The sequence below is a fragment of the Mesorhizobium sp. M1227 genome, from assembly GCF_040318315.1.
GTDB lineage: Bacteria > Pseudomonadota > Alphaproteobacteria > Rhizobiales > Rhizobiaceae > Mesorhizobium.
Window position 1 is genome coordinate 25484 of sequence record NZ_JAMYLZ010000004.1, and the last position, 26660, is coordinate 52143.

The 26660-nt window shown below is 62.7% G+C and carries 29 protein-coding genes; 18 read left to right on the forward strand and 11 right to left on the reverse strand.

The features are described 5' to 3' along the window. The first annotated feature begins 108 nt into the window (after nt 1-108). The gene (locus NKH28_RS07730) at nt 109-1872 is read left to right on the forward strand and encodes an acyl-CoA dehydrogenase family protein (RefSeq protein WP_352612384.1); all 1764 of its coding nucleotides are present in this window, start codon (nt 109-111) and stop codon (nt 1870-1872) included. A gap of 53 nt (nt 1873-1925) precedes the next feature. Further along, on the forward strand, nt 1926-2678 hold the full coding sequence (locus NKH28_RS07735) for a crotonase/enoyl-CoA hydratase family protein (protein WP_352612386.1): 753 nt from the start codon (nt 1926-1928) through the stop codon (nt 2676-2678). 72 nt (nt 2679-2750) lie between these two features. On the opposite strand, the gene NKH28_RS07740 is transcribed toward NKH28_RS07735, so the two are convergent. Both NKH28_RS07740 and pdxH read right to left on the reverse strand, forming a co-directional pair. Further along, nucleotides 2751-2966, reverse strand: a complete 216-nt coding sequence (locus tag NKH28_RS07740; RefSeq protein ID WP_352612388.1) for a hypothetical protein — start codon at nt 2964-2966, stop codon at nt 2751-2753. A gap of 277 nt (nt 2967-3243) precedes the next feature. Then, the gene (gene pdxH, locus NKH28_RS07745; protein WP_352501971.1) at nt 3244-3861 is read right to left on the reverse strand and encodes a pyridoxamine 5'-phosphate oxidase; all 618 of its coding nucleotides are present in this window, start codon (nt 3859-3861) and stop codon (nt 3244-3246) included. A 40-nt stretch (nt 3862-3901) separates the two neighbouring features. Here pdxH and NKH28_RS07750 point away from each other — a divergent pair, with 40 nt between their 5' ends. Beyond that, nucleotides 3902-4363, forward strand: a complete 462-nt coding sequence (locus NKH28_RS07750) for an RT0821/Lpp0805 family surface protein (protein ID WP_352612390.1) — start codon at nt 3902-3904, stop codon at nt 4361-4363. A 100-nt stretch (nt 4364-4463) separates the two neighbouring features. Further along, nucleotides 4464-5390: a DnaJ C-terminal domain-containing protein gene (locus tag NKH28_RS07755; RefSeq protein ID WP_023716886.1), complete on the forward strand. Its 927-nt coding sequence runs from the start codon at nt 4464-4466 to the stop codon at nt 5388-5390. 135 nt (nt 5391-5525) lie between these two features. Here the strand turns inward: NKH28_RS07755 and NKH28_RS07760 are convergent, their stop codons facing one another. From NKH28_RS07760 to NKH28_RS07775, 4 genes are all read right to left on the reverse strand, one after another. Next, entirely contained in the window at nt 5526-6227 is a 702-nt protein-coding gene (locus NKH28_RS07760; RefSeq protein ID WP_352501968.1) for an adenylate/guanylate cyclase domain-containing protein, read from the reverse strand. Nucleotides 6228-6394: 167 nt separating this feature from the next. After that, complete coding sequence (locus NKH28_RS07765; protein WP_352978440.1) at nt 6395-7942, reverse strand: S8 family serine peptidase; 1548 nt, start codon at nt 7940-7942, stop codon at nt 6395-6397. Nucleotides 7943-7951: 9 nt separating this feature from the next. Continuing rightward, nucleotides 7952-8974 carry a phosphatase PAP2 family protein gene (locus tag NKH28_RS07770; RefSeq protein WP_352449905.1) on the reverse strand — a complete coding sequence of 341 codons (1023 nt, stop codon included), beginning with the start codon at nt 8972-8974 and terminating at the stop codon, nt 7952-7954. A gap of 84 nt (nt 8975-9058) precedes the next feature. Beyond that, entirely contained in the window at nt 9059-10645 is a 1587-nt protein-coding gene (locus NKH28_RS07775) for an AfsR/SARP family transcriptional regulator (RefSeq protein ID WP_352612394.1), read from the reverse strand. Between the two features lie 565 nt (nt 10646-11210). Here NKH28_RS07775 and fabI point away from each other — a divergent pair. After that, on the forward strand, nt 11211-12032 hold the full coding sequence (gene fabI / locus NKH28_RS07780) for an enoyl-ACP reductase FabI (protein ID WP_352449903.1): 822 nt from the start codon (nt 11211-11213) through the stop codon (nt 12030-12032). Nucleotides 12033-12063: 31 nt separating this feature from the next. Beyond that, complete coding sequence (locus NKH28_RS07785; protein WP_352501966.1) at nt 12064-12651, forward strand: histidine phosphatase family protein; 588 nt, start codon at nt 12064-12066, stop codon at nt 12649-12651. 63 nt (nt 12652-12714) lie between these two features. Here NKH28_RS07785 and NKH28_RS07790 read toward each other — a convergent pair whose 3' ends face one another. Beyond that, nucleotides 12715-12978, reverse strand: a complete 264-nt coding sequence (locus tag NKH28_RS07790) for a DUF1344 domain-containing protein (RefSeq protein WP_023716902.1) — start codon at nt 12976-12978, stop codon at nt 12715-12717. Nucleotides 12979-13254: 276 nt separating this feature from the next. Here NKH28_RS07790 and aroC point away from each other — a divergent pair, with 276 nt between their 5' ends. Continuing rightward, nucleotides 13255-14355: a chorismate synthase gene (gene aroC / locus NKH28_RS07795; RefSeq protein WP_352470666.1), complete on the forward strand. Its 1101-nt coding sequence runs from the start codon at nt 13255-13257 to the stop codon at nt 14353-14355. Between the two features lie 160 nt (nt 14356-14515). After that, entirely contained in the window at nt 14516-15616 is a 1101-nt protein-coding gene (gene ribB / locus NKH28_RS07800) for a 3,4-dihydroxy-2-butanone-4-phosphate synthase (RefSeq protein ID WP_352449900.1), read from the forward strand. A gap of 58 nt (nt 15617-15674) precedes the next feature. Here the strand turns inward: ribB and NKH28_RS07805 are convergent, their stop codons facing one another. Beyond that, a complete protein-coding gene (locus tag NKH28_RS07805; protein WP_352470665.1) occupies nt 15675-16898 on the reverse strand; it encodes an MFS transporter in 1224 nt (407 codons plus the stop codon). A gap of 118 nt (nt 16899-17016) precedes the next feature. On the opposite strand from NKH28_RS07805, the gene NKH28_RS07810 reads away from it, so the two are divergent. The 7 genes from NKH28_RS07810 (at nt 17017) to NKH28_RS07840 (ending at nt 22794) form a co-directional block, all read left to right on the forward strand. Further along, on the forward strand, nt 17017-17670 hold the full coding sequence (locus NKH28_RS07810) for a TetR/AcrR family transcriptional regulator (RefSeq protein ID WP_352470664.1): 654 nt from the start codon (nt 17017-17019) through the stop codon (nt 17668-17670). A gap of 133 nt (nt 17671-17803) precedes the next feature. Then, nucleotides 17804-18730, forward strand: coding sequence for a histone deacetylase family protein (locus NKH28_RS07815; RefSeq protein ID WP_352470663.1), 927 nt, complete (start codon nt 17804-17806; stop codon nt 18728-18730). Nucleotides 18731-18733: 3 nt separating this feature from the next. Continuing rightward, a complete protein-coding gene (locus NKH28_RS07820) occupies nt 18734-18985 on the forward strand; it encodes an exodeoxyribonuclease VII small subunit (RefSeq protein WP_031211056.1) in 252 nt (83 codons plus the stop codon). A gap of 109 nt (nt 18986-19094) precedes the next feature. Further along, nucleotides 19095-19361, forward strand: a complete 267-nt coding sequence (locus NKH28_RS07825) for a DUF2277 domain-containing protein (RefSeq protein WP_023716908.1) — start codon at nt 19095-19097, stop codon at nt 19359-19361. 9 nt (nt 19362-19370) lie between these two features. Further along, on the forward strand, nt 19371-20291 hold the full coding sequence (locus NKH28_RS07830; RefSeq protein ID WP_352540104.1) for a pirin family protein: 921 nt from the start codon (nt 19371-19373) through the stop codon (nt 20289-20291). 81 nt (nt 20292-20372) lie between these two features. Beyond that, complete coding sequence (gene dxs / locus NKH28_RS07835; RefSeq protein ID WP_352470661.1) at nt 20373-22286, forward strand: 1-deoxy-D-xylulose-5-phosphate synthase; 1914 nt, start codon at nt 20373-20375, stop codon at nt 22284-22286. Between the two features lie 211 nt (nt 22287-22497). Continuing rightward, nucleotides 22498-22794, forward strand: coding sequence for a hypothetical protein (locus tag NKH28_RS07840; protein ID WP_352612398.1), 297 nt, complete (start codon nt 22498-22500; stop codon nt 22792-22794). Between the two features lie 27 nt (nt 22795-22821). Here NKH28_RS07840 and NKH28_RS07845 read toward each other — a convergent pair whose 3' ends face one another. Continuing rightward, entirely contained in the window at nt 22822-23223 is a 402-nt protein-coding gene (locus NKH28_RS07845; protein WP_352449893.1) for a GFA family protein, read from the reverse strand. Between the two features lie 175 nt (nt 23224-23398). Between NKH28_RS07845 and NKH28_RS07850 the strand changes: the two genes are divergently transcribed. The 3 genes from NKH28_RS07850 (at nt 23399) to NKH28_RS07860 (ending at nt 25863) form a co-directional block, all read left to right on the forward strand. Continuing rightward, entirely contained in the window at nt 23399-24178 is a 780-nt protein-coding gene (locus tag NKH28_RS07850; protein ID WP_352470660.1) for a TlyA family RNA methyltransferase, read from the forward strand. Then, on the forward strand, nt 24175-25416 hold the full coding sequence (locus tag NKH28_RS07855) for a class I SAM-dependent RNA methyltransferase (RefSeq protein WP_352540102.1): 1242 nt from the start codon (nt 24175-24177) through the stop codon (nt 25414-25416). The genes NKH28_RS07850 and NKH28_RS07855 overlap by 4 nt, the downstream gene beginning before the upstream one ends. A gap of 96 nt (nt 25417-25512) precedes the next feature. Beyond that, a complete protein-coding gene (locus tag NKH28_RS07860; protein ID WP_502906612.1) occupies nt 25513-25863 on the forward strand; it encodes an antitoxin Xre/MbcA/ParS toxin-binding domain-containing protein in 351 nt (116 codons plus the stop codon). Nucleotides 25864-25917: 54 nt separating this feature from the next. Here the strand turns inward: NKH28_RS07860 and NKH28_RS07865 are convergent, their stop codons facing one another. Together NKH28_RS07865 and NKH28_RS07870 are read right to left on the reverse strand one after the other, a co-directional pair. Then, the gene (locus NKH28_RS07865; protein ID WP_352612405.1) at nt 25918-26307 is read right to left on the reverse strand and encodes a type II toxin-antitoxin system VapC family toxin; all 390 of its coding nucleotides are present in this window, start codon (nt 26305-26307) and stop codon (nt 25918-25920) included. Further along, nucleotides 26294-26569, reverse strand: coding sequence for an AbrB/MazE/SpoVT family DNA-binding domain-containing protein (locus tag NKH28_RS07870; protein ID WP_352449889.1), 276 nt, complete (start codon nt 26567-26569; stop codon nt 26294-26296). The genes NKH28_RS07865 and NKH28_RS07870 overlap by 14 nt, the downstream gene beginning before the upstream one ends. Between the last annotated feature and the right edge of the window lie 91 nt (nt 26570-26660).

A 26660-nucleotide genomic window follows, 5' to 3' on the forward strand; every position in this document is an offset into this window, starting at 1 on the left:
GACAAAGTTTGACGTTTACGTAAAACGAAGGTGGACGGGGAGCGTCGGCACGGATCTTGAGTTGACCTGCCGGACTGAGGAGAGCCGGACAGAGGAGGAGCGAGCGCCATGTATCGGGCACCGGTCGAGGAGATCGCCTTCACCCTGAAGCATGTCGCCGGCTTGAAGCCGGCGCTCGATGCCGGCATCTTTGGCGAACTCGGCGAGGACCTCGTCGACGCCATTCTGGCCGAGGCCGGCCGCTTCGCCAGTGAGGAGGTGGCGCCGCTCTACAAGATCGGCGACCAGCAAGGCGCGGTGCTCGACGGCGCTGCCGTCACCACCCCGCCCGGCTGGAAGGAACTTTATCGCCGCTGGATCGGCGGCGGCTGGAATGCGCTGTCCGCGCCTGAAGCGTATGGCGGCCAGGCGCTGCCGGCCATGCTCGGCGTCGCCGCGCTCGAAATGTGGAACTCCGCCTCGATGGCGTTCGGCATCGCCCCGACGCTGACCATGGGCGCGGTCGAAGCACTCGACAAGCATGGCTCGCAGGCACTCAAGGCCAAATATCTGGAAAAGCTGGTCTCCGGCGAATGGATGGGCACCATGAACCTGACCGAGCCGCAGGCAGGCTCGGACCTGAATGCCTTGCGAACCCGCGCCGAACCGGCCGGCGACGGCACCTACCGCATCTTCGGGCAAAAGATATTCATCACCTATGGCGAGCACGATTTCACCGACAACATCATCCATATGGTGCTGGCGCGGCTGCCGGACGCGCCGGCCGGCACGCGCGGCCTGTCGTTGTTCCTGGTGCCGAAATTCCTGGTCGGAGACGATGGCGCGCTGGGCGCACGCAACGACGTCTTCTGCTCCGGGCTGGAGCACAAACTGGGCATCCACGCTTCGCCGACCTGCACGATGATTTATGGCGATGGCTTCGAAGGCACCGCGCCCGGCGCGATCGGCTGGCTGGTCGGCGGGGAGAACAAGGGCCTCGCCTGCATGTTCACCATGATGAACAATGCGCGCCTTGCCGTCGGCATTCAGGGCGTCGCAGTCGCCGAGGCGGCGACGCAGAAGGCGCTCGCCTATGCAAACGGTCGCCGGCAAGGCAAGGCGGCGAGCTATCGCGGTGCCGGCATGGCGCCGATCGTGCATCACCCCGACATCCAGCGCAGTCTTCTGACCATGAAGGCGCTGACCCAGATTGCCCGTGCCATCTGCTATTCCTGCGCCCACGCCATCGATCTTGCGTCGCAGAGCGAAGATGCAAAGCACTGGCAGGAGCGCGCCAATCTGTTGACGCCGCTGGCCAAGGCCTTTTCGACCGACGTCAGCGTCGAGGTCGCCTCGCTTGGGCTGCAGGTGCATGGCGGCATGGGGTTCATCGAGGAGACAGGGGCCGCAGCACTTTATCGCGACGCGCGCATCGCGCCCATTTACGAAGGCACCAATGGCATCCAGGCGATCGATCTGGTGACACGCAAGCTGCCGCTCGGCGGCGGCCGGCATGTGCATGGCTACATCGCTGAACTCAAGGCCGTTGCCGATGCGGTGCGAGCGTCGAACCTTGAAGGCTTCGGCCGCACCGCCGATCGCCTCGACCAGGCGCTCGACGAGCTCTCCCAGGCAACCCGTTTCCTGCAAGACCTGCAAGCCGAAGGCCGATCGGACGAGGCGCTGGCCGGCGCCACACCCTATCTCAGGCTGATCTCGCTTGCCGCAGGCGGGGCCTATCTGGCGCGCGGCGCGCTTGCCGACCAAAACCGCATCGCGCTTTGCCGGTTCTTCGCCGAGAACCTGCTTGGCGAAGTGGCCGCGCTCAAAGAGCGCGTCGTCGGCGGCGCCGACAGCCTTGCCGTTGCCGGCAAGGCGCTGATTTCAGCCTGAGGTTCGCACGCGCCGAAATTCACAAAGGCCCGAAATTCACAAAGGACCAATCCGTGACAGACCACATCCTCGTCGAACGCCAGGGCGCCATCCAGATCATCCGCATCAACCGTCCGGACAAGAAGAACGCCCTGACCCGCGCCATGTACGCGACGATGTCGGCGGCCCTTGCCGGGGGCGACGCCGATCCGGCGATCCGCGTCCATGTCTTTCTCGGCGTGCCCGGTGCCTTCTCGTCCGGCAACGACCTTGCCGATTTCATGATTGTCGCCTCGGGCGGTGAAGGCGGTACCGAGGTCTGGGATTTCCTGATGGCGCTGGCCAAGGTGGAAAAGCCGATGGTTTCCGGTGTCGACGGCATTGCTGTCGGTATCGGCACCACGCTCAACCTGCATTGCGACCTGACCTTCGCCACGCCGCGCACACTATTCCGGACGCCCTTCGTCGATCTCGGCCTTGTGCCGGAGGCCGGTTCGAGCCTGCTCGCGCCGCAGATCCTCGGCCGCCAAGGCGCCTTCGCGCTGCTTGGCCTCGGCGAGGGCTTTTCGGCCGAGCGCGCGAAGGCCGCCGGGCTGATCTACGAGGTGGTCGAGGAGAGGGAACTCGAAGCATCGGTATTGGCGGCGGCGGGCCAGATCGCTGCCAAACCGCCGCAAGCGCTGAAGATCGCGCGCGACCTGATGCGCGGCTCGCGCGACGCCCTTGTCGAACGCATCGGCCAGGAAAGCCAGCATTTCCGCGAGCGGCTCAAATCCGACGAGGCCCGCGCAGCCTTGACGGCCTTCATGACCAGGAAGAAGGCCTAGACCTTCTGGCCTTGTCTCGCATCGTGGACCCGCCGGCAGAAACCGGCGGGTTTTCTTGCCATGATCTCTTTGTCACATCGCCATTTTTTTACATTCGGCCTGGGCCTTTGCCGAAGACGTGTCGATCATGAACGTCTTGCCTTTGGCGTCGGTCATCAACATCATGCAATGCTTGATCGGTTTCGCCATTTTCATCATTTCGGCGCTCATCTTCGCGTCGGGCATCATGGTGCCCATATGCCCATCGGGCATGATCGCCATGACCTCCCCACCCTTCATCACCGTCATTGTCCCCATCGCGTCCTCCGCAAAGGCTTGCGAAGCGAAAAGGCAGGCAAGACCGGCTATCGTGACCAACCTGAGTGAATGCATTGTTTCCTCCTGAATTTGCGCCAGCGGCGCGTTGAGCCCTTTCCTGGTTCGTTCCGGCAAGCTGGAACGTTTCACGCACACGAGATCGTGATCGTGGGAATTGGAAATCCGCCAGAAGCGGCCCGGCCTTGGCCGCCTTCATGACCAGGAAGAAGGGCTGAAAAAATGGGCAGCGGCGCTCCACCGTCGTGCCCTACGGATACAGCCTCATTTTGTCCCAACCGCCCTCGGCGTTGCGCGAAAACACGACACGGTCGTGCAGCCGGAACGGACGGTCGTGCCAGAACTCGATGGTCTGCGGCACGATGCGGAAGCCTGACCAGTGTTTTGGCCGCGGGATGTCGCCGATCGCATGGCGCGCCGTGTATTCGGCGACCGCCTTTTCCAGCGCGAAGCGGCTCTCCAGCGGCCGCGACTGTTTGGATGCCCAGGCGCCGATGCGGCTGCCGCGCGGACGCGTCGCGTAATAGGCGTCGGCTTCGGCGTCGGTGACGATCTCCACCGGGCCGCGCGCTCGCACCTGGCGGCGCAGCGATTTCCAGTGGAAGCACATTGCCGCTTTCATGCTGCCAAGGATCTCACGGCCCTTGGCGCTCTCGAAGTTCGTGTAGAAGACAAAGCCGCCCTCGTCGAACCCCTTAAGCAGCACCATACGCACATTCGGCATGCCTTCGGCATCAACGGTCGCCAGCGCCACGCTGTTGGGGTCGTTGATCTCGCTCTTCGTCGCGTCGTCGAGCCACGCCGCAAAGAGCCGGAACGGCTCCGCCGCCTCGGTAAAGTCACCGCTTGTTAACCCGGTTTCGCTCATAGTTTTTCCCAAATTTGTCGCCGGCTGGGGAGATTGCCGATTGTCGCGTATCGCGCAAGCTTTTGACAGTGGGCAATGGAGCGTTATCGCTTCGGCCAGCGCCAAAGCCATGATCGTGATAATCGTCCTGCCGCTTGCCGCCTGTGGTGGCGGCGGCTTCAGCCTGGAGCAGGCGGAGGTCGACCGCTCGGTGCTGACCTCGAGCACGCCGGCCTCAGTCACGCCGCTCGATCAGGACCGCGCCTCCGATCAGGCCACGATCCGCAACGCCGTGTCCTCCGCCGACGTCGAGCAACTGGCTGGGCAGGCCGTTCCCTGGGCGAATGCCGACACCGGCTCGCGCGGCTCCATCACCGAGCTCGCAGAATTCAGGGCTAACGGTGAGACATGCCGTCGCTTCACCGCGTCGCGCGAGAGCTTCGACGGCGTCGCGCTGTTCAAAGGCGAAGTATGCCTGGCCGGCGGCAGCGCCTGGCGAATGCAGGACTTCAAGGCGCTCTGATTTTCCGCCGGCTATATAGCGGTAAGCCACTGGAATTTCTTCCTATGCAAGCGCATATAGGAGGCGATCATGGAACCACTCCTTCTCCAGGGCAGTAAGCATGCGCGACCCCTATGAGGTGCTGGGCGTTGCCAAGAACGCATCGGCCAAGGACATAAAATCGGCGTACCGGAAGCTCGCCAAGAAGTATCATCCGGACCAGAATCCGGATCCCAAGGCAAAGGAGCGTTTTGCCGCCGCCAATCAGGCTTACGAGATCGTCGGCGACGAGAAGAACCGGGCGGCTTTCGATCGCGGTGAGATCGACGCCGAAGGCAAACCGCGGTTTCAGGGTTTCGAGAGTGCGGCCGGCGGCGCCGATCCTTTCGCCGGTTTCCGCCGGCAGCAAGGGCCGGGCGGCGCGCATTTCGAATTCCGCACGGGCCGTCCCGGTGGTGACCCGTTCGACGGCAACAGCGACATCTTTAGCCAGATCTTCGGCGATGCTTTCAGCCAGCAGCGCGGTGCCGGCATGGGCGCCGGCCGGCGGATGCCGACTGCAGCCGACCTCAACGTGACGCTGGACGTCACCATCGAGGAGGCCGCAACCGCCGAGAAAGTGACGGCGATGTTCCCCGACGGCCGCAAGATGGCGGTCAAGTTGCCGGCCTATGTCGAGGACGGCCAGACCATCCGGTTGAAAGGCCAGGGTGAGCAAGGACCGGGGCAGCCGGGCGATGCGCTGGTCAAGATCCGTTTCCGCCGGCACCCGCGCTACCGCGTCGAAGGCCGCGACCTGCATGTCGACCTGCCGGTGGAACTGGCCGATGCGGTGCATGGCGCCAAGGTGGCGGTCGAAACCCCGACCGGCAGGATTGCGGTCAACGTTCCCCCTTGGTCGAGCTCGGACAAGGTTCTGCGGCTGAAGGGCAGGGGCCTGCCGGAAAAGGCCGGCGGTCACGGCGATCTCTACGCACACGTGCGGCTGATGCTGCCGGAGGGCGGCGACGCCGAGCTCGAGGCACTGATGCGCAGGCGAAAGGGCTGACGGTCGAAAAGGCTGGCGCTTGACGTCGTAAGCGGGCGTGAGTGGTTTCATGCCGCGTCGGTTATTGACAGGAAACGAGCAACCAGCGCCAGGAGCCGCCATTTGGCCGAAGTAGGTTCAACGTCAGCTAACGCCTCAAAGGCCGACATTTGCACGCGCCATAGTTCCGCTTCGCGAACACGGTCGAGGCCAGTCGACCGACTGGCGATGAGCCAGTTCGGCGGGGGTTAGCCGCACAAGCTTGTAGGGGTCGATCGATGCAGTCGCCAGGCCAGCAAGGTGGAGGGTCGCACCGCTGACCATCACCAGCGCATCGACGCCTGCGCCATTCTCCCTCTTGCCAGCCTGCTCGACGTGGCGGGCGAAATTTACCTCCGAGCCGACCAGAAAAGAGAAATCCCGCTGGCGATCGTTGACGAACATCACCTCGCCGGAGTGTAAGCCGATCCTGATGCGGCGCGACAGGGAGCCCATTGAACGCTTCCAAGCGTTGCCGAGCGAGATTTCCGGTACCAGTTCCGCGACGGCGGCCAGCGCCTTTAGCGCCGTTTCGCTGGGCGTCATTTCGCTCCCCAGCCAGAGAGCTAGCACGCCGTCGCCTGTAAAGTTTTGAACGATCCCCCCATTGGCCACCACGACCTGGCGGGTCAACGTGAAGTGCTCGATCATGAACCGCGTGGTTTCGATCAGGCCAAGTGCGCTCGCCAAGCCGGTCGAGTCCTCCACGTCGGTAAACATGATCGTGGCGATGGCGCGCTGGAATTTCGTTTCACCCATGCCGAATGACGGGAGCACGCGGTCAGTCTGTGGATTCGTATAGGCAGTGATCGGATGCATTGGAGTCCGGCCCCCGAGCGGTTTCAAATGTCGCTCGAATATGACTGGACGGCGTAGGCGGATCGTAAGCCCGCCGTGGCGGGCACGTCAGAATTACGTCAGAAATCCATTCGGGCCCGGCTTTGGCGGCTTGCAGCCGACCTTTTAGTCAAAATTCGGCGGGACCCTCAGCTCAGCAACTTCCGGAGGTCAAGCAGCCCCGCTCCAAACTGCTGATCGAACGAAGGCACCCTTCTCTCGCAATTAGGGCTGTCCGGTAGAATCGGAACGTCAGCTTTTTTAAGCCAAGGCCATGAAACCTCCTTTGCGCCTGACTGGGTCATCTTCGCCTTAACCTCTATGCCGTTGAGCGGCCTACCGGTGGAGCGATGTTTCGACTGCAACAAAGCGGCTGCTCCCGCGACGATGGCCGAGGCTGCAGATGTTCCGCCAAATACTGTGTAGAGCCCGGCGCGGTCTCTGCTTTCGACGCCCGGTGGCTGGATTCCTTCCAGCTGTCCGCCGGAATAGCCGTGGTGGCCCGGGATGTCCGTGGTGAGCACGCCCTGCGGCGCGTATTCAACCTGGGGGAGCTTCTCGTAGATCTCGAAATTGTGGTCACGTGAACGCAGCGACTCACGGTCCAGTCGTATTTGGCAGCGTGTACACACCTCCTGGTCGTCGGACGGCGCGGAAATGGTGACGGAATTGTCGGTCGGATCGCCGCTGTAGTTGGAATATGCCGAACGTCTCGCCAGATAAGTGGCGGCCGCCACCGCAACCACGCCATTGCTTTCGCCGGCCTTGCTCGCCGGGTAAATCAGATGGTCGTAGCCATCGTTGCCGGCTGCGCAGATGATGGGGATTTCCTCGCTGATCGCCTCGAAAAGCGTCTCGAAATAATCCCAAATTGGCTTTGCCTGTTCGACCGAAGTATATCTGCTGTCGCCATATCCAGGATAGGAACGGTGCGCTCGCCATGGATCGGGTACTTCCCGGGGAAAGTGTATGACTGAAACCTTCTGGTCGCGGGCATAGAGGAACGCCAGAATGAGCTGCGCTGCGTCGGGCCGTGCTGAAATCTCGATCGGCAGGAGTTCAGCGCCTGGGGCGACCCCCCAATAAGGTATTGCGCCTTCACCGTTGCTAAATTGCCTCAACTTCGTGGGCGGGGCCGCAGGGGCGCCGACCATCAGCCCGGCGCAGGCGGTCCCGTGCGCTGAGTAGCGCATACGCGAGGTCTCAGCAGTCTCCTGAATTACGCCGCGCCCATCTTTCAGTGCTCGAAGCAGCGATTTCTGAACCTCGACTTCCTGCGCATTGTTCCTCGATTTGATCAGGCTTGCCGCCCACGCCCAGGTATCGTCGGCCACAAAGCTCTTGCTCTGCTTTTTTTCCGGCCCCCGCAAGACGAGCGGTTGCTGCTTGGGTGTGACGTAACTCAACCCGAAAGGGTGAGCGGCGAAGCTGACCGCAGAAAGGATACGAGGCTCGAGATTGGGATGGCTTGAGTTCACTCCCGTATCGATCTGGGCAATGACCTCGCCGTAACCGGGCTTGTCAGTACCCAACAAATCCCAGGCGTCGGCCTCCAGCAGGTATGCGGCCTCGTGCGGCAACCGCGCTTCAGGGATGCGCGGACGATCGCGTAAGGCGCCGATTGCGATCAGGTGCCACAGGTAGTGATACCAGTCATAACAAAGATGGCCTTCGCCCTTCTTGATGTCGTCCATCATGGCACCCACCTACCATTCGCTCTGGGCGCGTCTGATCGTTTCATCCATCGCGTCCACCAAGTACGGAGAAATGCGCGCAGCCAGTTCCTCGCCGGCATCGGTGTCGCTGGCGTAGTGCAGCCCGGCCCATTCCCTGTTCTCGGCCACCCGGCGGGCGCGCTCATAAACCGCGGTTACGCCGGCGTGCTCGGGCAGCATCCGTTGCAGAACGTTCGCCACTGCAAATGACTGAAATGAATGGTTGGACGGGTAGGAAGCGTGCGAAGGAACCGGAAGCGCCGGCCGCAGCCTCGGCTCAATGATGTTGGGCCGTGGCCGATTGAATCGATCTTTGTAGTTGAGCCCGATCTCCTCCGTGAGTTCGAGGATCGCAACGATCAATGCGCATGTCCCCTCGAAGCCCGCGAGAGTGTCTATTCCGAGCGGTGCCGTGTAGTCCAAAATCCCGAACGATGCTTGGCGGACGATCTCCTCGCGCCGCAGCGGGTCACCTTCCCTCCTCTTCTGCAGATCGATAAGCGCTTCTGTCTCCCTGAGGCTCTCTGAAGGTCCGGGCGGGGGATCGATAAGAATGTCCTCCCAGATCGCACCGAGATATTTGTTGGCGACGCTTAGTCCGATCCTGTGCAAGGCACGCTTGTCGTGCCACGCCGGCAAAGCCTCCTCGCCAGTTTCGAAAGCCGTTTGCCCCCTGCCGCGTCCCCGTCCTCGTCCGCGCCCTCTGCCCCTGCCTCGACCTCGACCTGCGCTCGGCCCCGCCAGGAAGGCTGGCGAAAGGCGCATGGCACCCTCCACAGGGTCATCAGAAATCGTTATCACGATCTGCTCTTCTTGAATCGACAGAACGCTGCTCTTGGTCATCATAGACGCGAAAGGATGCAGTTTTTCGCCGCCTCTATTTTTGATGTATTCCTCAAGAGATTTTTCAGGACTTGCGTCACCCAATATCAGCGGATATTGCCTTATGGCCGATCCACTTACTAAGAATCGGGCGCTAAACAACTTGTTATTGAGATCAATTGTCGACATCATGTCCACCCCTCAACTAAAGCTTCTAAATTTGATCCGCGCCAACTGGTGGTCGGAGCCTCGACGTAACGCCTGCGGTGCGCAGCGCTAGGGTGCGTACCTTGGCAGCGTTATCCGCGACAACCCGCTCTTGATAACCGAAACTCCGAGTACGCCTGCAATTGGATAATTCTCCTCCGAAAGCAGCTCGAGCGAGAAATCCGGCTCCCAGGCGCGCAAGCGTTCGATAGTTCGAACTGCCTCCACAGTATGCCCCAAATGCCCGTGGCAGGCAGCCGAGTATCTCAAAGCGGGTAGGTATGTGGGTTGCTGCGCAAGGACACGCTCGCCGTGACGTATCCCCTCCTCGAAGCGCCCGTTCAGAGTTGCCAAGATGCAGCACGTGGTATCGATGCAGTAACGATACAGGGGAGGCCCGCCCAGTGCACGTGCGCGCATCGCATCCTCATAGCCACGCTTCACTTCGCCGAGATAGCCGAGCGTCAAGGCACGCATGTCCCAGCAAATGGCTTGTAGCGGGTTAGCGGCTATCGCTCGATCGGCGAGTTCCAGTGCCTGTGCGTATTCACGAAAGACGAACGAATGGGCATGAGCGGCCAACGCCAGGGTGATAGGATTGAAGGGGGCCACTTCGACGGCGCGACTGGCGCATTCCCGAACCTGATCGTGAAAGGTGCCCGAGCGGCCGACCCGTCTCTCGCCAAAGCGGGTGACAAACACAAACAGCTGCCACGCCAGATACGTGCTACGCGGGTCGAGCTCATATGCTTCGGCGAGCATGCGCTCCGCCGAATCCAGGTCCGTATCGCGCATGCGGAATACCTGTCGCAGCGCTGTCAATGCAAGCCGAGACGCCCGGTGTCGGGGCTCGTCGCGGATGGACTTAGGATCGAGAACGAATTCGAGGATCGAAAACACGATCTGATTGACCAACGACATCAGCTTCAGGCTCGCCGGGCCAGTCAGGTCGGCCGGCTCGAGAAAATCCGTATGCGACCACAAGAGCCGGCTGTCACCGGGCGCAATTAATGCAAATGTCAGGCCCACTCTGTCGCCCACCACCGTTGCCCTGGTTTGCAACAGCCAGTCTGGTAGCGCAGTGTCAGGCGCTTGGGTCAGCGGTCCCTGCGCTTGAAAATCCACGACGTCGACCACTTCGAAATTCAGGATCGATCGAACCACCAGATCCAGGACAAGGTCGCTGACGGCCCTGTTAGCGGAGCCCTCCGTCCACCTGGCATCGCGAACCAGGCCCAAGCATAGCCGCGACGAATTCAGAAGTGAGGCGCTTCGCTGTCCGGACAACTGATCTGCCGCGGCAACAGGAAAGACGTTTGCTGGCACTGTGCGAGGCCGGGGCCATTGGCTTCTTTGCTCACGAAGCCAATCCTCGAACTCTGGATCGCGAATATCGAGGCCCTCAAGCAGATCACGCGTGGCAGAGCCTTCGGGTGGATCGTTCAAATCGATGCCGATCGAAGCGACGTCGAGTCGAACCACATCACGATCGGTCGAGATTAGATCAATGCCGGCGCGGCGGAGCGACTTCCGAACCTCGGACAGCTCCTGCCGCAAGCTCGCTGCACCCTGCTCCTCGCCGCGAGTGCTCCAGAGCTTGCTTTGCAGCCATTTTCGGCTCCGCGTACCGTTGGGTGCCAGGGCGAGCATGGCCAAGAGCGCTTTAGACCGTCTGCCATGCGGCGTGACGTCCGCGCCATCCGCGCTCTCAATCGCGAATGGCCCAATCAATCTAAGGAAAGGACGGCAATCCGAGTACACTAGCGGCCCCTCGCGTCCCCGCACCCTAATATAGCATCTGCTAATATAAGTCTATCTGTAATTCTCGGCTTCCGTGAGGTCAAACCTACACGTGGCAAAGGATTCGAGACGGGATTTCTGCTGTGACGGAAGGACTCGGTAGCGACATCAAGCGGTCGTTCGATGTAAGCGGTCCCATTGTCGGCTTGGGGTCATGAGCGTGCTTCGGCCACGGGCCAACGAACTTCCGCCAAAGGGTCCTCTTCCGCCGTGCCACACGGACACTAGGTGTCGGATTTTCCCACCGGCCCATGACTGCAAGGTCAAAGCGCTACAGCGTCCTTTGCACGTCCAAAGGACGCGCGGCGCTGTTGAGCAAACGCTTTTGTCCCCCGAACTGTCCGCTTTGAACGCTTGAAGGGGCACTGTGGCTGTGCGATAGGCACTCCACAAAGCAGAGAACCTTTCGGAGAGCGCTGACATGGCGGGTGGACGGGGCCTTATGGCCGGCAAGCGCGGCCTTATCCTTGGCATCGCCAACAATCGCTCGATCGCTTACGGCATCGCCAAGGCCTGTGTCGACCATGGCGCCGAGATCGCGCTGACCTATCAGGGCGAGGCGTTCAAGAAACGCGTCGAGCCGCTCGCGGCGGAACTGGGCGCGCATGTCGCCGGCCATTGCGACGTGACCGACCCGGCCAGCCTCGATGCGGTGTTCGAAAATGTCAGCAAGCACTGGGGTGGCAAGCTCGATTTCCTCGTCCACGCCATCGCCTTTTCCGACAAGGACGAACTGACCGGCCGCTATGTCGAGACGACGCGCGACAATTTCCTGCGCACCATGGATATTTCGGTCTATTCCTTCACCACCATCGCCAAACGTGCCGAGGCGCTGATGACCGACGGCGGCTCGCTGCTCACGCTGACCTATTACGGTGCGGAAAAGGTGATGCCGCACTATAACGTCATGGGTGTCGCCAAGGCGGCACTCGAAGCCAGCGTGCGCTATCTGGCCGTCGACCTCGGCGCCAAGAAGATCCGTGTCAACGCGATCTCCGCCGGCCCAATCAAGACGCTTGCCGCATCCGGCATCGGCGATTTCCGCTATATCCTGAAATGGAACGAATACAATTCGCCGTTGAAGCAGACGGTCACGCAGGAGGAGGTCGGCGATTCCGGCGTCTATTTCCTGTCCGACCTTTCGCGCGGCGTCACCGGCGAGATCCATCATGTCGATTCCGGCTATCATGTCGTCGGCATGAAGGCGGTCGACGCGCCGGATATTTCGACGGTCAAGGACTGACGCCACCGCCTGACCTCTTCCGGAAGACCTGATGTACCCGCTCGTCTATATCGTGCGCCACGGCCAGACGGCGTGGAACGCCGAGGCCCGGCTGCAGGGGCAGGCCGATACCGACCTCAACGAGCTCGGCCGCGAGCAGGCTAGCCGCAACGGGCGCAGGCTGGCCGAACTCATCGACAAGCCCGAAGATTTCGATTTTGTCGCCAGCCCGATGCGGCGCACGCGCGAGACGATGGAGCGCCTGCGCGCGGCGATGAAGCTCGATCCGTACGCCTATCGTACCGAGCCGCTGCTCGTGGAATTGAGCTTTGGCGACTGGCAGGGTTTCACCTTTGCCGAACTCGAGGCGAACAATCCCGGTTCGACCAGGCGCCGCCGCCTCGATAAATGGAATTTCCAGCCGCCCGGCGAGGGCGCCGAAAGCTACCAGATGCTGCTCGAACGGGTGAAGCCGTGGTTCGACGCGCTCGATCGCCAGACGGTCTGCGTGACCCATGGTGGCATCATGCGCGTAATGTTCCGCTTGGTACTGGGGATGTCCGAACAAGATGCGGTCAGCATGGAAGTGCCGCAGGATCGCGTGCTCAGACTGGACGGCCGGCGCCTGGAGTGGCTCTGAGACCGATGACCTAGCGTATGTTGAGATCAGGTCGGGCCGGCATCAGCTGAATATCGACGCGTCCTACTCGGTCGATCCGGTGTCCGGCAGTTCCATGTCGGTGACGACGTTCTCGCCATTCGTCACGTCGTAGGCGAGGACGATGTCCATGCCTGGCTTCAGCGCATCGAGGTCGGTTTCGGCGTTCAGCTTGTAGGACTTGCCGTCGTCCAGCGTCAGCGTCAGCGCATCCTTGTCGACCTTCTTGATCAGGCCCTCGGTCTGGCCGGCGAAGGCGGCGGTGGAAATCAACAGCGTGGCGGCAACAGCGCCAATCAGGATACGCATCATCGTCCTCTTTAATCATTGCCGGTACAGCGGCTCCGTCCAACGGAACGGAACTGAGCAGAAACCAATCGAATGTGTCAAAACTAAATCCGCGGGATCACAGTTTGACCACTGTGGAAAACGCCAATAGAAGGCAGGCGACAGCGCCGCGCGTCCTCCTGGACGCGCAAGGGGACGCTGTAGCACTTTTGATTTTGTGCATGATCCTTTCCGAAAATCGCTCCGATTTTCGGGGTCATGCGCTAGGCCGGCTCCGACGCCGGCAGGGCTGGTTCCATGTCGCACAACACGTTCGGCCATCTTTTCCGCGTCACCACCTGGGGCGAAAGCCATGGGCCGGCGCTGGGCTGCGTCGTCGACGGCTGTCCGCCAGGCATCCGCTTCACTCGCGACGAGATCCAGGCCGAACTCGACAAGCGCCGCCCCGGCCAGTCACGTTTTGTAACGCAGCGTCGCGAACCTGACGAGGTCAAGGTCCTGTCCGGCTTCATCCTCGATGAGGACGGTGAGACGATGGTCACCACCGGCACGCCGGTGTCGATGCTGATCGAGAACGTCGACCAGCGCTCCAAGGACTATGGCGACATCGCCCGCCAGTTCCGGCCGGGCCATGCCGATTACACTTACGAGGTCAAATACGGCCTGCGCGATTACCGCGGCGGCGGTCGCTCCTCGGCGCGTGAGACGGCGGCGCGGGTGGCGGCCGGGGCGCTTGCCCGCAAGGTCGTGCCCGGCATGGTGGTGCGCGGCGCGCTGGTGTCGATGGGCGATAAATCGATCGATCGCGCCAATTGGAACTGGAATTTCGTCGGCGACGCCGAAAACCCGTTCTTCACGCCTGATCCGGCGTCCGTCGCCGTCTTCACGAAATATCTGGACGGCATCCGCAAGGCGGGCTCCTCGGTCGGTGCGGTCATCGAGATCGTCGCCGACGGCGTTCCGGCGGGGCTTGGCGCGCCGATCTATGCCAAGCTCGACCAGGACATCGCCGCCGGCCTGATGTCGATCAACGCCGTCAAGGGCGTCGAGATCGGCAACGGTTTCGAGGCCGCCCGCATCACCGGCGAGGAGAATGCCGATGAGATGCGCATGGGCAATGACGGCAAGCCGGTCTTCCTGTCCAACAATGCCGGCGGCATCCTCGGCGGCATCTCGACCGGCCAGGCGATCGTCGCGCGTTTCGCCGTCAAGCCGACCTCGTCGATCCTGACGCCGCGAAAGTCGATCGACAAGGACGGTAACGACGTCGAGATCATGACCAAGGGCCGGCACGATCCATGCGTCGGCATCCGCGCCGTACCGATCGGCGAGGCGATGGTTGCCTGCGCCATTGCCGATCATTATCTGCGTCATCGGGGACAAACGGGAAGGGAGTAGGGGAGTAGGGGAGTAGGGGAGTAGGGGAGTAGGGGAGTAGGGGAGTAGGGGAGTAGGGGAGTAGGTTACGCAGCTCCCACGACAGCATTTTTTCCTTTTCCCTACTCCCGTACTGCCCTACTCCCTTACTCCCCTGTTCCCGCGAGCGAAGCGAGCACCCATGCCTTACGACCAGAAGAAAATCGTCGAAGCCCTGCGCGCCTTCGAGCGCGGCGAGATCGTCGTCGTTATGGACGATGACGGCCGCGAGAACGAGGGTGACCTGATCGTCGCCGCCGTCCATTGCACGCCGGAAAAGATGGCGTTCATCGTCCGCAACACGTCGGGCATCGTCTGCACGCCGATGCCGCGCGAGGAAGCAAAGCGGCTCAACCTGTCGCCGATGGTGGCTGACAATGATTCCGCCCACACCACCGCCTTTACCGTCAGCGTCGACTTCAAGCACGGCACCACGACCGGCATTTCGGCGGACGACCGGACGCTGACGGTGCGCAATCTCGCCAACGGCAATGTCGGCGCGTCCGATTTCGTGCGCCCCGGCCACATCTTTCCGCTGATCGCGCGCGAAGGCGGCGTGCTGATGCGTTCGGGCCATACCGAAGCCGCTGTCGACCTCTGCAAGCTCGCCGGCCTGCCGCCGGTCGGCGTCATTTCCGAGCTGGTCAATGATGACGGCACCGTTATGCGTGGCCCGCAGGTGCAGGCCTTCGCCGAAAAGCACGGGTTGAAGCAGATCTCGGTTGCCGACCTTATCGGCTACCGGCAACGCAAGGAAACGCTGGTCGAGCGCGTCGCCTGTTCCGACATCGAGACGCCGGGCGGCAAGGCGCAGGTCTTCACCTACACGCTGCCCTGGGACTCCATGCATCACGTGGCGGTCGTCTTCGGCGATATCCGCGACGGCGTCGAGGTGCCGGTGCGCCTTCATTCCGAGGACGTGGTCAGCGACGTCTTCGGCACCAGCCACAGGCTGGACGCCATCATGAAGGCAATGGGCGAGCGCCAACGCGGCGTCATCGTCTATCTGCGCGAAGGCTCGGTCGGCGTCGCCCATCAGGAGCGCAAGCGGCCGGCTGCCGGCGACCGCGAGGACCATGAAGAGGCTCGTCGCCGCGAAAACGAATGGCGCGAGATCGGCCTCGGCGCGCAAATCCTCAAGGATCTCGGCATTTCCTCGATCAATCTGATCGCCTCGCGCGAGCGCCATTATGTCGGCCTCGAAGGTTTTGGCATCCACATCGCCAAGACCGAGATTCTTTAGGCCATTCTCACGGTGCTGGTATGCGTCCGGCCCCGGCTCGGGCCGAACGCACCGGAAACTATTCCGCAGCGACCGCGGCTGCGTCGCATGCAGGCATGTCGCAGTTCGGCGCGGCAAGGCTGCGCTGGCCGGCGAGCACGATGACCAGCGCGATTGTGCCCGATGCCACCGATACCCAGAACCCGTTCTGCGCGCCGAAAGCGTCCACTACCCAGCCGGCGGCGAACGAGCCGAGCGCCATGCCGATGCCGATGCCGGTCATCACCCAGGTCACGCCCTCGGTCAGCACCGCCTCGGGCACGCGCCGTTCGATCAGGCCAAATGCCGTGATGAAGGTCGGCGAGATTGCCACGCCGCTGACGAAGACGGCCAGTGCCAGCAGCGGCACGGTGTCGGCGACGAGCAGCGGCAGCGAGGTAAGCGCAATGATGGCGATTGCGATGGCAAGCTGAATCTGCAGCGGCACTTTCAGGTTCAGGGCGCCGATGATGATGCCGACGACGAACGATCCGAGCGCGTAGACGCCGATGACGAAGCTGGCGGCGCCCGGCTGGGCAAGCTCCTTCGTGATCGCCACGGTGCTCACCTCCGTGGTGGCGAAGGTCGCGCCGATGAAGATCAGGGCCAAGGTGATGATCTGGACCGGCCGCAGCCGGATTGCCGAGCCGCCCGAACCGTGTTCCACCGGTCGGGCTCGCGGTTCGGTCGAACGCTGCAGGATGAAGGCCGTCGAACCGAAGGCGAGGAACAATGTGCTCGCGAGCACTCCCGCTTCCGGGAAAAGCGCGACGCTCAGCCCTACCGACAGCGATGCGCCGGCGATGTACACCAGTTCGTCCGCCGCCGACTCGAAGGCGAACGCCGTGTTCAACTCGGGGCGGTTGCGAAAAATCTCGGTCCAGCGTGCGCGCACCATTGCCGGTATGCTGGGCATGATGGCGGCGAGCAGCGCCGAGACGAATAGCGTCCATATCGGCCAATGCTGATTGGCCGCTGCAATCAGGATCGCAAAAGCGAGCGTGGAAATCATGGTGGTCGGCACCACAATCCGCGTCTGGCCGAGGCGGTCCACCAGTCGCGATACCTGCGGGGCGACAAAAGCGTTGGCCAGCGCATATGTCGCGGAGACGGCACCGGCCAGCCAGTATTCGCCATCGGTCTGCGACAGCATCGCGACGATCCCGATCGGAGCCATGGCCATCGGCAGCCGGGCAACGAAGCCGGCGGCGGCAAAGCCCTTGGCGCCCGACGCGCGAAAGATCTGGGAATAGGGATTTTGCATGGTCTGGCTCCTCGACAACGGCCGGTTCGGCGATTACATACGTAGCGTATGAGTTTAAATAGATCATACGCGGCGTATGTCAATTGGCATACGAGACGTATGGTAATAGGGCCAGAGCATGCATAGACCACGCAAGGAGATGATTGCCGAAACCCGCGCCAAGCTGATCGGAGCGGCGCGCCAGGCCTTCGGCACGCTCGGCTATGCCGAAGCCTCGATGGATGACTTCACGGCATCGGCCGGGCTGACGCGCGGTGCGCTCTATCATCACTTCGGCGACAAGAAGGGCCTACTCCAGGCGGTTATCGCCGAGATCGACGCCGAAATGGCAGCCCGGCTGAAGGTCGTTTCGGCCAAGCCGGGCAATCTCTGGCAGGGCTTTGTCGACGAATGCACCGCCTATATCGAGATGGCGCTGGAGCCGGAGATCCAGCGTATCGTGCTTCGTGACGGGCCGGCGGTGCTCGGCGATCCATCGCAATGGCCAAGCCAGAGCACATGCATCCGCTCGATGACGGAGAGCCTGCAAAGACTGAGCGACGAGGGGACAATTCTCGCCGTCGATCCCGAAGCCGCGGCAAGGCTGGTCAGCGGCGCTTCGTTGCATGGGGCGCAGTGGATCGCAAATTCGAACGATCCCGAAGCGACGTCGAAGAAGGCAGTGAAGGCGTTCAAGGTTCTTCTGGAAGGGCTGCTCAATCGCACCGGCAAGCTGCCTAAGCCTGATCGATCGTCAGCGAAGCAGCCCCAGATTGACCGATCACCGGCCTGAGGTCATTCTTTTCGCCGATCCCAGGCGGCTCGCGGTGGGCTCAGCCGACGCCGGTTGCCTAAACCCTGTTGAACATCGCCTCACCAGCGCGCGAAAACATGGCCAAAGCGGCGAGGCGCGCCTATATCGGGGCATGGTCACGCGACTTTATACCCACCCGATTTTCCTCGAGCACATAACACCGCCCGGTCATCCGGAGCGGCCGGACCGTTTGCGCGCCATAGAGCGTGTGCTTGACGACGAGGCGTTCGCGGCGCTCGATCGCGTCCAGGCGCCGGAAGGCAACGAGGCAACCATCCTCTACGCACATCCGCCCGAATTCGTCAAACGGGTCCGTGCAGCGATACCGGACACCGGCATCGCCCGTATCGATGCCGACACCACCGCCAGCCCGAAGAGCTGGCAGGCGGCCGTGACCGCGATCGGCGCAGCCAACGCCGCGGTCGACGACGTCTTCACCGGCCGTGCCGAAAACGTCTTCGTCGCCGCACGGCCGCCCGGCCATCATGCCGAAAAGACCACCTCCATGGGTTTTTGCCTGTTCAACACCGCCGCGATCGCGGCACGCTACGCGCAGAAGAACCATGGCGCCGACCGTGTCGCCGTCGTCGACTGGGATGTACATCACGGCAACGGCACGCAGGACATTTTCTGGGACGATCCATCGGTGCTCTATTGCTCGACACACCAGATGCCGCTTTACCCGGGAACCGGGGCTGTGAGCGAAACCGGCGCCGGCAACATCGTCAACGCGCCGCTGGCGCCGCAGAGCGGCAGCGATAGTTTTCGCGACGCCTTTCTGTCACGCATCCTGCCGGCGCTCGACAATTTTGCGCCCGATCTCATCATCATCTCCGCCGGTTTCGATGCCCACCACCGCGATCCGCTGGCCGAGATCAACCTGACTGAGGATGATTTCGACTGGGCGACCGGCCAGTTGCTCGAACGAGCCGGGCGCCATAGCCGCAACCGGCTCGTCAGCGTGCTCGAGGGCGGCTACGATCTGCAGGGATTGGCATTTTCAGTCGCCGCCCATGTTGGGCGGCTGATGAAGGGATAGATGATGGCTGGTGAGACCAACGAGGACGTCAAGGCGATGAGCTTCGAGCAGGCGCTCGAGGCGCTGGAGAGGATCGTCGACGATCTGGAGCGCGGCGACGTTCCGCTCGACCAGTCGATCCGCATCTACGAGCGCGGCGAGGCGCTGAAGGCGCATTGCGACCGGCTGCTGAAGGCGGCCGAGGACAAGGTCGAGAAAATCAGGCTGTCGCGTGACGGCAAGCCGGTGGGGACAGAGCCGTTGGACGCGGATTGAGGCGCGGCGTCGAACGACAATTTTGCTTACCGGCTTTGGACATCATCACGATTGAGGGTAAAACTCATCCCGTTTGAAACGGCTCCAGGACGAGAGGAGATTGCGAAGGATGTGCAGAAACATCAAGACCCTGTTCAATTTCGATCCGCCGGCAACCAATGACGAGGTCCGCGATGCCGCACTTCAGTTTGTCCGCAAGCTGAGCGGAACGACGCGGCCGTCGAAACAGAACCAGCATGCGTTCGACCATGCCGTCGAGGCCATTGCCGCCTCGGCGCGCGAATTGCTCGACAGCCTCGAGACGACGCAGCATCCGCGCAATCGCGAAGAGGTGGCGGCCAAGGCGAAGGCCAAATCCGCACTTCGCTTCGCCTGAGGGGACCGCGTGAGCTTCTTTCCCGGAAACGATCCGCAGATGGGCGATGCCTTCGCCAGCGATCAGATCGAGCTGATGGTCATTCCGAATGCCAAGGATATTGGCGGATTTCAGGTTCGCCGCGCCTTGCCGACGGCCAGGCGCCGGCTGGTCGGACCCTTCATCTTCTTCGACCGCATGGGTCCAGCCGTTCTGCGAGCGGGCCAGGCGCTCGACGTGCGTCCGCACCCACATATCGGCCTGTCTACGGTGACTTACCTGTTCGACGGCAAGATCAGGCACCGCGATTCGCTCGGCACCGAGATGGTAATCCAGCCCGGGGACGTGAATTTGATGACCGCCGGCCGTGGCATCGTCCATTCGGAGCGCACGCCGGAAGAACTGCGCGGCGCGCCGATGTCGGTTTCCGGCCTGCAGACATGGCTGGCGCTGCCGGACGGCAAGGAGGAGGTCGCGCCGGTCTTCGAGAACACCGCAGCCCTGCGCCTGCCCGAAGTCGAGGCCGAGGGGGTCAGCGGCCGTGTGATCATCGGTGCGTTTTCCGGACTGCGCTCCCCGGTCGCCACCGCTTCGGACACGCTTTATGCCGATCTCAGGCTGGCGCCGGGTGCCAGCGTGAAAATCCCGGCCGATGCCGAGGAGCGCGCCATCTATACGCTGGAAGGCGAGGTTTCGATATCCGGTGACCGCTTTCCGGCCGAGCGGCTGCTGGTCTTCCGGCCCGGCGACGAAATCGTTGTCTCATCGGAACGCGGCGCCCATTTCATGCTGTTTGGCGGCGCCTCGCTCGGTTCGAAACGCTATATCTGGTGGAATTTCGTATCGTCCTCAAAGGAACGCATCGAGCAGGCGAAAGAAGAATGGAAGACAGGCCGCTTCGATATCGTTCCTGGAGACGAGCAAGAGTTCATCCCGCTGCCCGAAAGCTGATGCGCGTTACCGCCACATTTACATTCGCCGGCCAGCGGCATATTTCACGATGAACAGAAAATCTGACCAGGCTCGCAAACAGTGAACGCAAAGCCCGATACGCCGCTTCTCGACAAGGTCCGCGTCCCAGCCGATTTGCGCACGCTTGCCGAAGGCGACCTGCCGCAGCTTGCGTCAGAGCTTCGCGCCGAACTGATCGACGTCGTTTCCCACACCGGCGGCCATCTCGGCGCCGGCCTTGGCGTGGTCGAGTTGACCGTCGCGCTGCACTACGTCTTCAACACGCCGGACGACCGGCTGATCTGGGACGTCGGCCACCAGGCCTATCCGCACAAGATCCTGACCGGCCGCCGCGACCGCATCCGCACGCTGCGCCAGGAGGGCGGCCTGTCCGGCTTCACCCGTCGCGTCGAGAGCGAATACGATCCGTTCGGCGCAGCCCACTCCTCGACCTCGATTTCAGCCGGCCTCGGCATGGCGATGGCGCGCGATCTGTCCGATGGCCGCAACAATGTCATTGCCGTCATCGGCGACGGCGCCATGTCGGCCGGCATGGCCTATGAGGCGATGAACAATGCCGGCGCACTCGATGCCCGGCTGATCGTCATCTTGAACGACAACGATATGTCGATCGCTCCGCCGACCGGCGCAATGAGCGCCTATCTGGCCCGTCTGGCGTCGGGCAAGACCTATCTGGGCTTGCGCGATTTCGGCAAGAAGCTGACGTCGTATCTCGGCGAGCGCGCCGATCGCGCCATCAAGCGAGCGGTCGAGCATGCGCGCGGTTACGTCACCGGCGGCACGTTGTTCGAGGAAATGGGGTTCTACCACATCGGCCCGATCGACGGTCACAACCTCGAGCACCTGATCCCGGTGCTGAAGAACGTCCGCGACAATGCCGACGGCCCGGTGCTGATCCACGTCGTGACCCAGAAAGGCAAGGGCTACGCCCCGGCCGAGGCAGCGGCCGACAAATATCATGGCGTCAACAAATTCGACGTCATCACCGGCGCCCAGACCAAGGCGCCCGCCAATGCGCCGAGCTACACCAAGGTGTTTGCCGAAAGCCTGATCCAGGAGGCCCGAGAGGACGACCGCATCGTCGCCATCACCGCCGCCATGCCGAACGGCACCGGGCTTGACCTGTTCGGCGAAGCGTTTCCGGCGAGGACCTTCGATGTCGGCATCGCCGAGCAACATGCGGTGACCTTCGCCGCCGGTCTTGCCACGGAAGGCTTCAAGCCTTTCGCGGCGATCTACTCGACCTTTCTGCAGCGCGCCTACGACCAGGTCGTCCACGACGTGGCGATCCAGAAATTGCCGGTGCGCTTTCCGATCGATCGCGCCGGCTTCGTCGGCGCCGATGGTGCCACCCATTGCGGCGCCTTCGACACGACCTTCCTGGCGACGCTGCCCGGTTTCGTCGTCATGGCCGCGGCCGATGAGGCCGAGCTGCGCCATATGGTACGCACCGCTGCAAGCTACGATGACGGCCCGATCGCCTTCCGCTACCCGCGCGGCAACGGCGTTGGTGTCGAGATGCCGCAACGCGGCTCGGTATTGGAGATCGGCAAGGGCCGGATCGTCAGGGAGGGCACCAAGGTTGCGCTGCTTTCCTTCGGCACCAGGCTGCAGGATTGCCTGGCCGCGGCCGAGGAGCTTGGCGCGGCCGGGCTTTCGACCACGGTCGCCGATGCCCGTTTTGCCAAGCCGCTCGACGAGGACCTGATCCGGCGGCTGGCCCGTTCACACGAGGTGCTGGTGACGGTGGAAGAGGGCGCGGTCGGCGGCTTCGCCAGCCATGTGCTGCAGTTCCTGGCCCATGAAGGGCTGCTGGAGAGCGGCTTGAAGGTGCGCCCGCTGGTGCTGCCCGACACATTTGTCGACCATGCCAAGCCGGAAAAGATGTATGCCGATGCCGGGCTGGACAGCGCCGGCATCGTGCGCACCGTGTTCGTGGCGCTGGGGCATACCGCGCAGGCCCAGCGCGCCTAGTTTTTAGACGCATTTCCGGCGACGCCGAAGCGATTCAACTTGGCTGCAAGATGCTAGCCTGAATCAATATCTCAACTGCCTGAATCAAATTGCCGGCGAACAGTCGTAACCTGCCGTTTACGCTGCCGTTTGGCGATTTGCTTACCGTGTCCTTTGGCCGTTCTTCAACGCTGCCCTGCTAGAAGGCAACCAGGCAGGGGAAAGAAGACCAATGAGATCGCTTTTGGGCGGCATCGCGCTTGCGGCCATCTTCGCCGCGTCGGCCGGGGCCGAAACGCGCTACGACCGCAAACTCGAAGAGGCGGTGATGGGCATCGTCGCCGGCAAGATCGGCGAGATCCGTGGCGGCTTTTCCTACAACAAGCAGGCGCCGCAATTTGTCGTCATGCCAGATACCTCACCGAAGGCGTCAATTTCCGTTGACCGGCCGCGCCCGCAGGTGTTCGGCGACAGCAGCGACGGTCTGACGCCGGCCGTCGAACGGCGGGTTTCGCGGACCATATTCTAAAGCATGATCCCGAAGAGACTCTAGAAACTAGAACCACATATCCCGCACACAGCGACCATCTCTCGGCAAATCCTCGAATGCATCGAGACCATCGAAATGGTCGATCGGGAGATCGGCGACGGCCTCGGGCGGCGCAAGCCTCACATTGACGGCGATGCGGTAGCGCCCAGCCGCATCGGGATGCAAACCGCGCCAGGCCAGGACGCAAGCGCAGGTTGGGCAGAAGAGAATCTCAAGCGAAGGATGAGCCTTTCCGACGCGCCGATAGGCGCTTACGGGCCCGGCAAGGCGGATGCGTTCGTCGACATGGTCATAAGCCCAGAGCGTGCCGTAGCGACGGCAAAGTGTGCAATTGCAGGCAGTGATCGAACCGGGATCGCCCTCCAGGGTCCAGTGGGCTGCGCCGCAGTGGCAGGTTCCCGTCAGCATGTTTCCTCCTCCACGTTTCGACGGCTAAACGGCATCTCTTTCTTAGCATTGCGTCGGATCTCGTGCGAGGTTCGACAAACAGCGGAGTGGCTTGATGCGTTCACCCGTTGCCAACTATGCATTGTCTCATCGCCAATATCCTTGCCATCATCGTTGGCATTCGCCATGAAGGCCGATGACTTCCCTTCCGCCAGCCAGCATACGCCAGCGGCTCGACGAATTGCTCGTCCAGCGCGGTCTGTTTGCCAGCCGCTCGCGTGCCCGCGACGCGGTCGAGCGCGGCACCGTGACGGTCGATGGCATCGTCGCCCTCAAGCCGGGCCAGGCCGTTCTGCCTGAGTGCAACATTGTCGTTGACGATCCGGCGCAGGGTTACGTGTCGCGCGCCGCACTGAAGCTGAAGGCTGGTCTCGAGCATTTCGCCCTCGACCCCACCGGCAGCGAAGCGCTCGATGTCGGCGCCTCGACCGGGGGCTTTACGCAGGTGCTGCTCGAACGCGGCGCGGCGCATGTCACCGCGATCGATGTCGGGCACGGCCAGATGCACTCCGACATTGCCGGCGATCCGCGCGTGACGGTAATTGAAGGCCTGAATGCGCGCCAACTATCGGCCGCCGATCTCGGCGGCCGTGTGCCGGATTTCATCGTCTCGGATGTCAGCTTCATATCGCTGAAACTGGCGCTGCCGCCGGCGCTTGCCTTGGCCAGGAATGGCGCAAAAGCTGTGTTTCTGGTCAAGCCGCAATTCGAGGCCGGCCGCGAGGCGATCGGCAAGGGCGGCCTGCTTAAGGACCCCTATGATGCGGCGCGCATTGCCGGCCTGATGCAGGACTGGCTCGATGCCATTCCCGGCTGGCGCTCGCTGGGGCTTCATCTGTCACCGATAGAGGGCGGCGACGGCAACCGCGAGTTCCTGCTCGGCGGCATCAAGGACGTCGAGACCCAGAAGCGATGAGCACCCGTTTCACGATCGCAAGGTTGGGCTCGCAGGGCGACGGCATCGCCGAGACGGAAACCGGCGAGATTTTCATTCCGTTCGCGCTGCCGGGAGAGGTCGTCACCGCCGCGCGGGAGAAAGATCGCGCCACCTTGATGTCGGTCGTTGAGGCTTCGCCGTTGCGGGTCGATCCGCCGTGCCGGCATTTCGGCGCATGCGGCGGCTGCGCCGTCCAGCATCTCGAGACTGAAGCCTATCACCGGTGGAAGCGCGAAAAGGTCGTGCATGCGCTGAAGAGCAAGGGCATCGCTTGCGATGTCGGGGCGCTGGTGCCGTGCGCGCCGCACACGCGCCGCCGCGTCGTCTTCACCGCCCGGCGGAGCGAGGCGGGAATGCAGTTCGGCTTCGTTCGCGCGCTGTCATCCGAGATCATCTCGATCGAGGAATGCCCGATCTCGGCGCCGCAGATCGTCGCTGCGCTCGACCGTTTGAGGATGCTTGCCGGACTGATCTGCACCACGACCAAATCGTTCCACATGGCGGTGACGGTGACCGGTTCCGGCCTCGATGTCGCGGTTCACGATTCCGGCAAGCTCGGCGAGAACCAGCGCCGCGTCGCTTCCAACTTCGTCATCGCCGAGGGGCTGGCCAGGCTGTCGGTCGACGGCGAGATCATTATCGAACCAAACAAACCGGTCGTCCTGTTTGGTGGCGTCGCCGTCGCAGTGCCTCCGGGCGCTTTCCTGCAGGCGACCGAGGCTGCCGAACAGGCGATGGCCAACATTGTCGGCCAGCATTTCGCGCGCGCCAAAAAGGTCGCCGATCTGTTCGCCGGCTGCGGCAGCTTCGCGCTGCGCCTGGCCGCAAGATCGGAGGTTCATGCGGTGGAAGGCGATGCGGCAGCACTCGCGGCGCTCGACCGGGCATTCCGTTTCGCCAGCGGCCTGAAGCGGGTGACCGGCGAACGTCGCGACCTGTTCCGGAGGCCGCTCACATTCAAGGAGTTGAATGCCTTTGACGGCGTTGTCTTCGACCCGCCTCGCGCCGGCGCCGAGGACCAGTCGAAGCAGATCGCGCGCTCCTACGTGCCGCTCGTCGCTGCGGTGTCTTGCAATCCGGTAACGCTGGCGCGGGACCTACGCATCCTCATGGACGGCGGCTATACCCTGAAGAGCGTGACGCCGATCGACCAGTTCCTGTGGTCGCCGCATGTCGAGGCCGTGGCGCTGTTGGAGAAGCCGAGACGAAGACGCTAGCAGCCAGGGCCTGAAACGCGCACCAAAAAAGCACATTTTTAGCGCACGTCGTTCAGACCGTGTTAGGGAATTGCCACGAGCACCGCAGCCTTCGAAATTTCGCCATCGTGCTTCGGCGAGGAGCGGGCGCCGTTTCTCTCGCCAAGGCGGGTCGCTGAACTGCTAGGGGTCAATACGACAGAACTGGCGGGGCTGACCGGTCTCGCGCGCAACACGCTTGCCGCCGAGTCCGGTGCGCGCAAGGTCGACGCCGCATTGAGTCCCATCGTCCGTATCCTGGCGATGGCCGGCGAGATGGCCGGTGATGAACATCGTGCGGCGATCTGGTTCAAGCATCAGCCGATCCCCGGTTGGGCCGGAAAGACCGCCTACGATCTGGTTCGCGAAGGCAAGACGGACATGGTGCTTGCCTATCTGGAGGCAGTCCGCTCCGGCATCTATGCCTGAAACCAGGCTGACCCTGTGGCGCGCTTTTGTGCCGCGCTGGGCCGCTGTGAGCTGCTATGCTTCTTGCACGCGTTCGTATCCGGCCGCCTTCGCGGCCCTGACGAACTTGCGGTCAAAAGTCGCGAAGCCAGCGCAGTGAGCGGACTTGCCCAGATGCAGCGCATCAGCGAAATCCAACCCCTGTACCGAGAGGTCGAGCGCGGACGACACGACCGCCCCGTCTTCCACCTCTACCGTGGGAAGCCCGCTAAACACCCGTAGCGTACGGGCGATTTCAAGCGGCGCAAAACCGTAGGCGCTGCGCAACACCCATTCGACTTCCAGCATCACCGTGACGGCGACAAAGACCGGCTGGCTATCGATCAGCGCCCGGGCGCGGGAAGACTGCGACGGGTGATCGCCCGTCAGGTAGCGGACGATCAGGTTGGTATCAATTGCGAGCATGGCGCCGCCGCGCTTCGGCGAGCACGCCCGCGTCCATTTCCTCCAACGTCTTCGGCCTGCCACTATAGCGCAGCGATCCAAACACGTCCTCTGGCCGTGTCTCGGCGAAGACTGGCGCAGGCTTCAGTAGCACGCCCTCCGGGGTATCCTCGACCAGAAGGCGTGTGCCGGCATGCCATTCCCTCCGTTTCCGGATCGCGCTGGGCAGGATGACCTGTCCCTTGGTCGAGACCGTAGTTACGAGCTTCTTTGCGGCAGCCATCTGCGCACGTCCTTAGGTGTAAGACGAATGTAAGATAGTCGAAGCTCTCCGCAAATTCAAGGCGCAAGCTACTCCTACTTAAAGCGATGAC

Bases quoted from the DNA above. Each gene is read 5' to 3' on its own strand.
- NKH28_RS07730 (WP_352612384.1), top strand. From the start codon at position 109: ATGTATCGGGCACCGGTCGAGGAGATCGCCTTCACCCTGAAGCATGTC.
- NKH28_RS07740 (WP_352612388.1), bottom strand. From the start codon at position 2,966: ATGACGGTGATGAAGGGTGGGGAGGTCATGGCGATCATGCCCGATGGG.
- pdxH (WP_352501971.1), bottom strand. From the start codon at position 3,861: ATGAGCGAAACCGGGTTAACAAGCGGTGACTTTACCGAGGCGGCGGAG.
- NKH28_RS07755 (WP_023716886.1), top strand. From the start codon at position 4,464: ATGCGCGACCCCTATGAGGTGCTGGGCGTTGCCAAGAACGCATCGGCC.
- NKH28_RS07760 (WP_352501968.1), bottom strand. From the start codon at position 6,227: ATGCATCCGATCACTGCCTATACGAATCCACAGACTGACCGCGTGCTC.
- NKH28_RS07765 (WP_352978440.1), bottom strand. From the start codon at position 7,942: ATGATGGACGACATCAAGAAGGGCGAAGGCCATCTTTGTTATGACTGG.
- NKH28_RS07770 (WP_352449905.1), bottom strand. From the start codon at position 8,974: ATGATGTCGACAATTGATCTCAATAACAAGTTGTTTAGCGCCCGATTC.
- fabI (WP_352449903.1), top strand. From the start codon at position 11,211: ATGGCGGGTGGACGGGGCCTTATGGCCGGCAAGCGCGGCCTTATCCTT.
- NKH28_RS07785 (WP_352501966.1), top strand. From the start codon at position 12,064: ATGTACCCGCTCGTCTATATCGTGCGCCACGGCCAGACGGCGTGGAAC.
- NKH28_RS07790 (WP_023716902.1), bottom strand. From the start codon at position 12,978: ATGCGTATCCTGATTGGCGCTGTTGCCGCCACGCTGTTGATTTCCACC.
- aroC (WP_352470666.1), top strand. From the start codon at position 13,255: ATGTCGCACAACACGTTCGGCCATCTTTTCCGCGTCACCACCTGGGGC.
- ribB (WP_352449900.1), top strand. From the start codon at position 14,516: ATGCCTTACGACCAGAAGAAAATCGTCGAAGCCCTGCGCGCCTTCGAG.
- NKH28_RS07805 (WP_352470665.1), bottom strand. From the start codon at position 16,898: ATGCAAAATCCCTATTCCCAGATCTTTCGCGCGTCGGGCGCCAAGGGC.
- NKH28_RS07810 (WP_352470664.1), top strand. From the start codon at position 17,017: ATGCATAGACCACGCAAGGAGATGATTGCCGAAACCCGCGCCAAGCTG.
- NKH28_RS07815 (WP_352470663.1), top strand. From the start codon at position 17,804: ATGGTCACGCGACTTTATACCCACCCGATTTTCCTCGAGCACATAACA.
- NKH28_RS07820 (WP_031211056.1), top strand. From the start codon at position 18,734: ATGGCTGGTGAGACCAACGAGGACGTCAAGGCGATGAGCTTCGAGCAG.
- NKH28_RS07825 (WP_023716908.1), top strand. From the start codon at position 19,095: ATGTGCAGAAACATCAAGACCCTGTTCAATTTCGATCCGCCGGCAACC.
- NKH28_RS07840 (WP_352612398.1), top strand. From the start codon at position 22,498: ATGAGATCGCTTTTGGGCGGCATCGCGCTTGCGGCCATCTTCGCCGCG.
- NKH28_RS07845 (WP_352449893.1), bottom strand. From the start codon at position 23,223: ATGCTGACGGGAACCTGCCACTGCGGCGCAGCCCACTGGACCCTGGAG.
- NKH28_RS07850 (WP_352470660.1), top strand. From the start codon at position 23,399: ATGACTTCCCTTCCGCCAGCCAGCATACGCCAGCGGCTCGACGAATTG.
- NKH28_RS07855 (WP_352540102.1), top strand. From the start codon at position 24,175: ATGAGCACCCGTTTCACGATCGCAAGGTTGGGCTCGCAGGGCGACGGC.
- NKH28_RS07865 (WP_352612405.1), bottom strand. From the start codon at position 26,307: ATGCTCGCAATTGATACCAACCTGATCGTCCGCTACCTGACGGGCGAT.
- NKH28_RS07870 (WP_352449889.1), bottom strand. From the start codon at position 26,569: ATGGCTGCCGCAAAGAAGCTCGTAACTACGGTCTCGACCAAGGGACAG.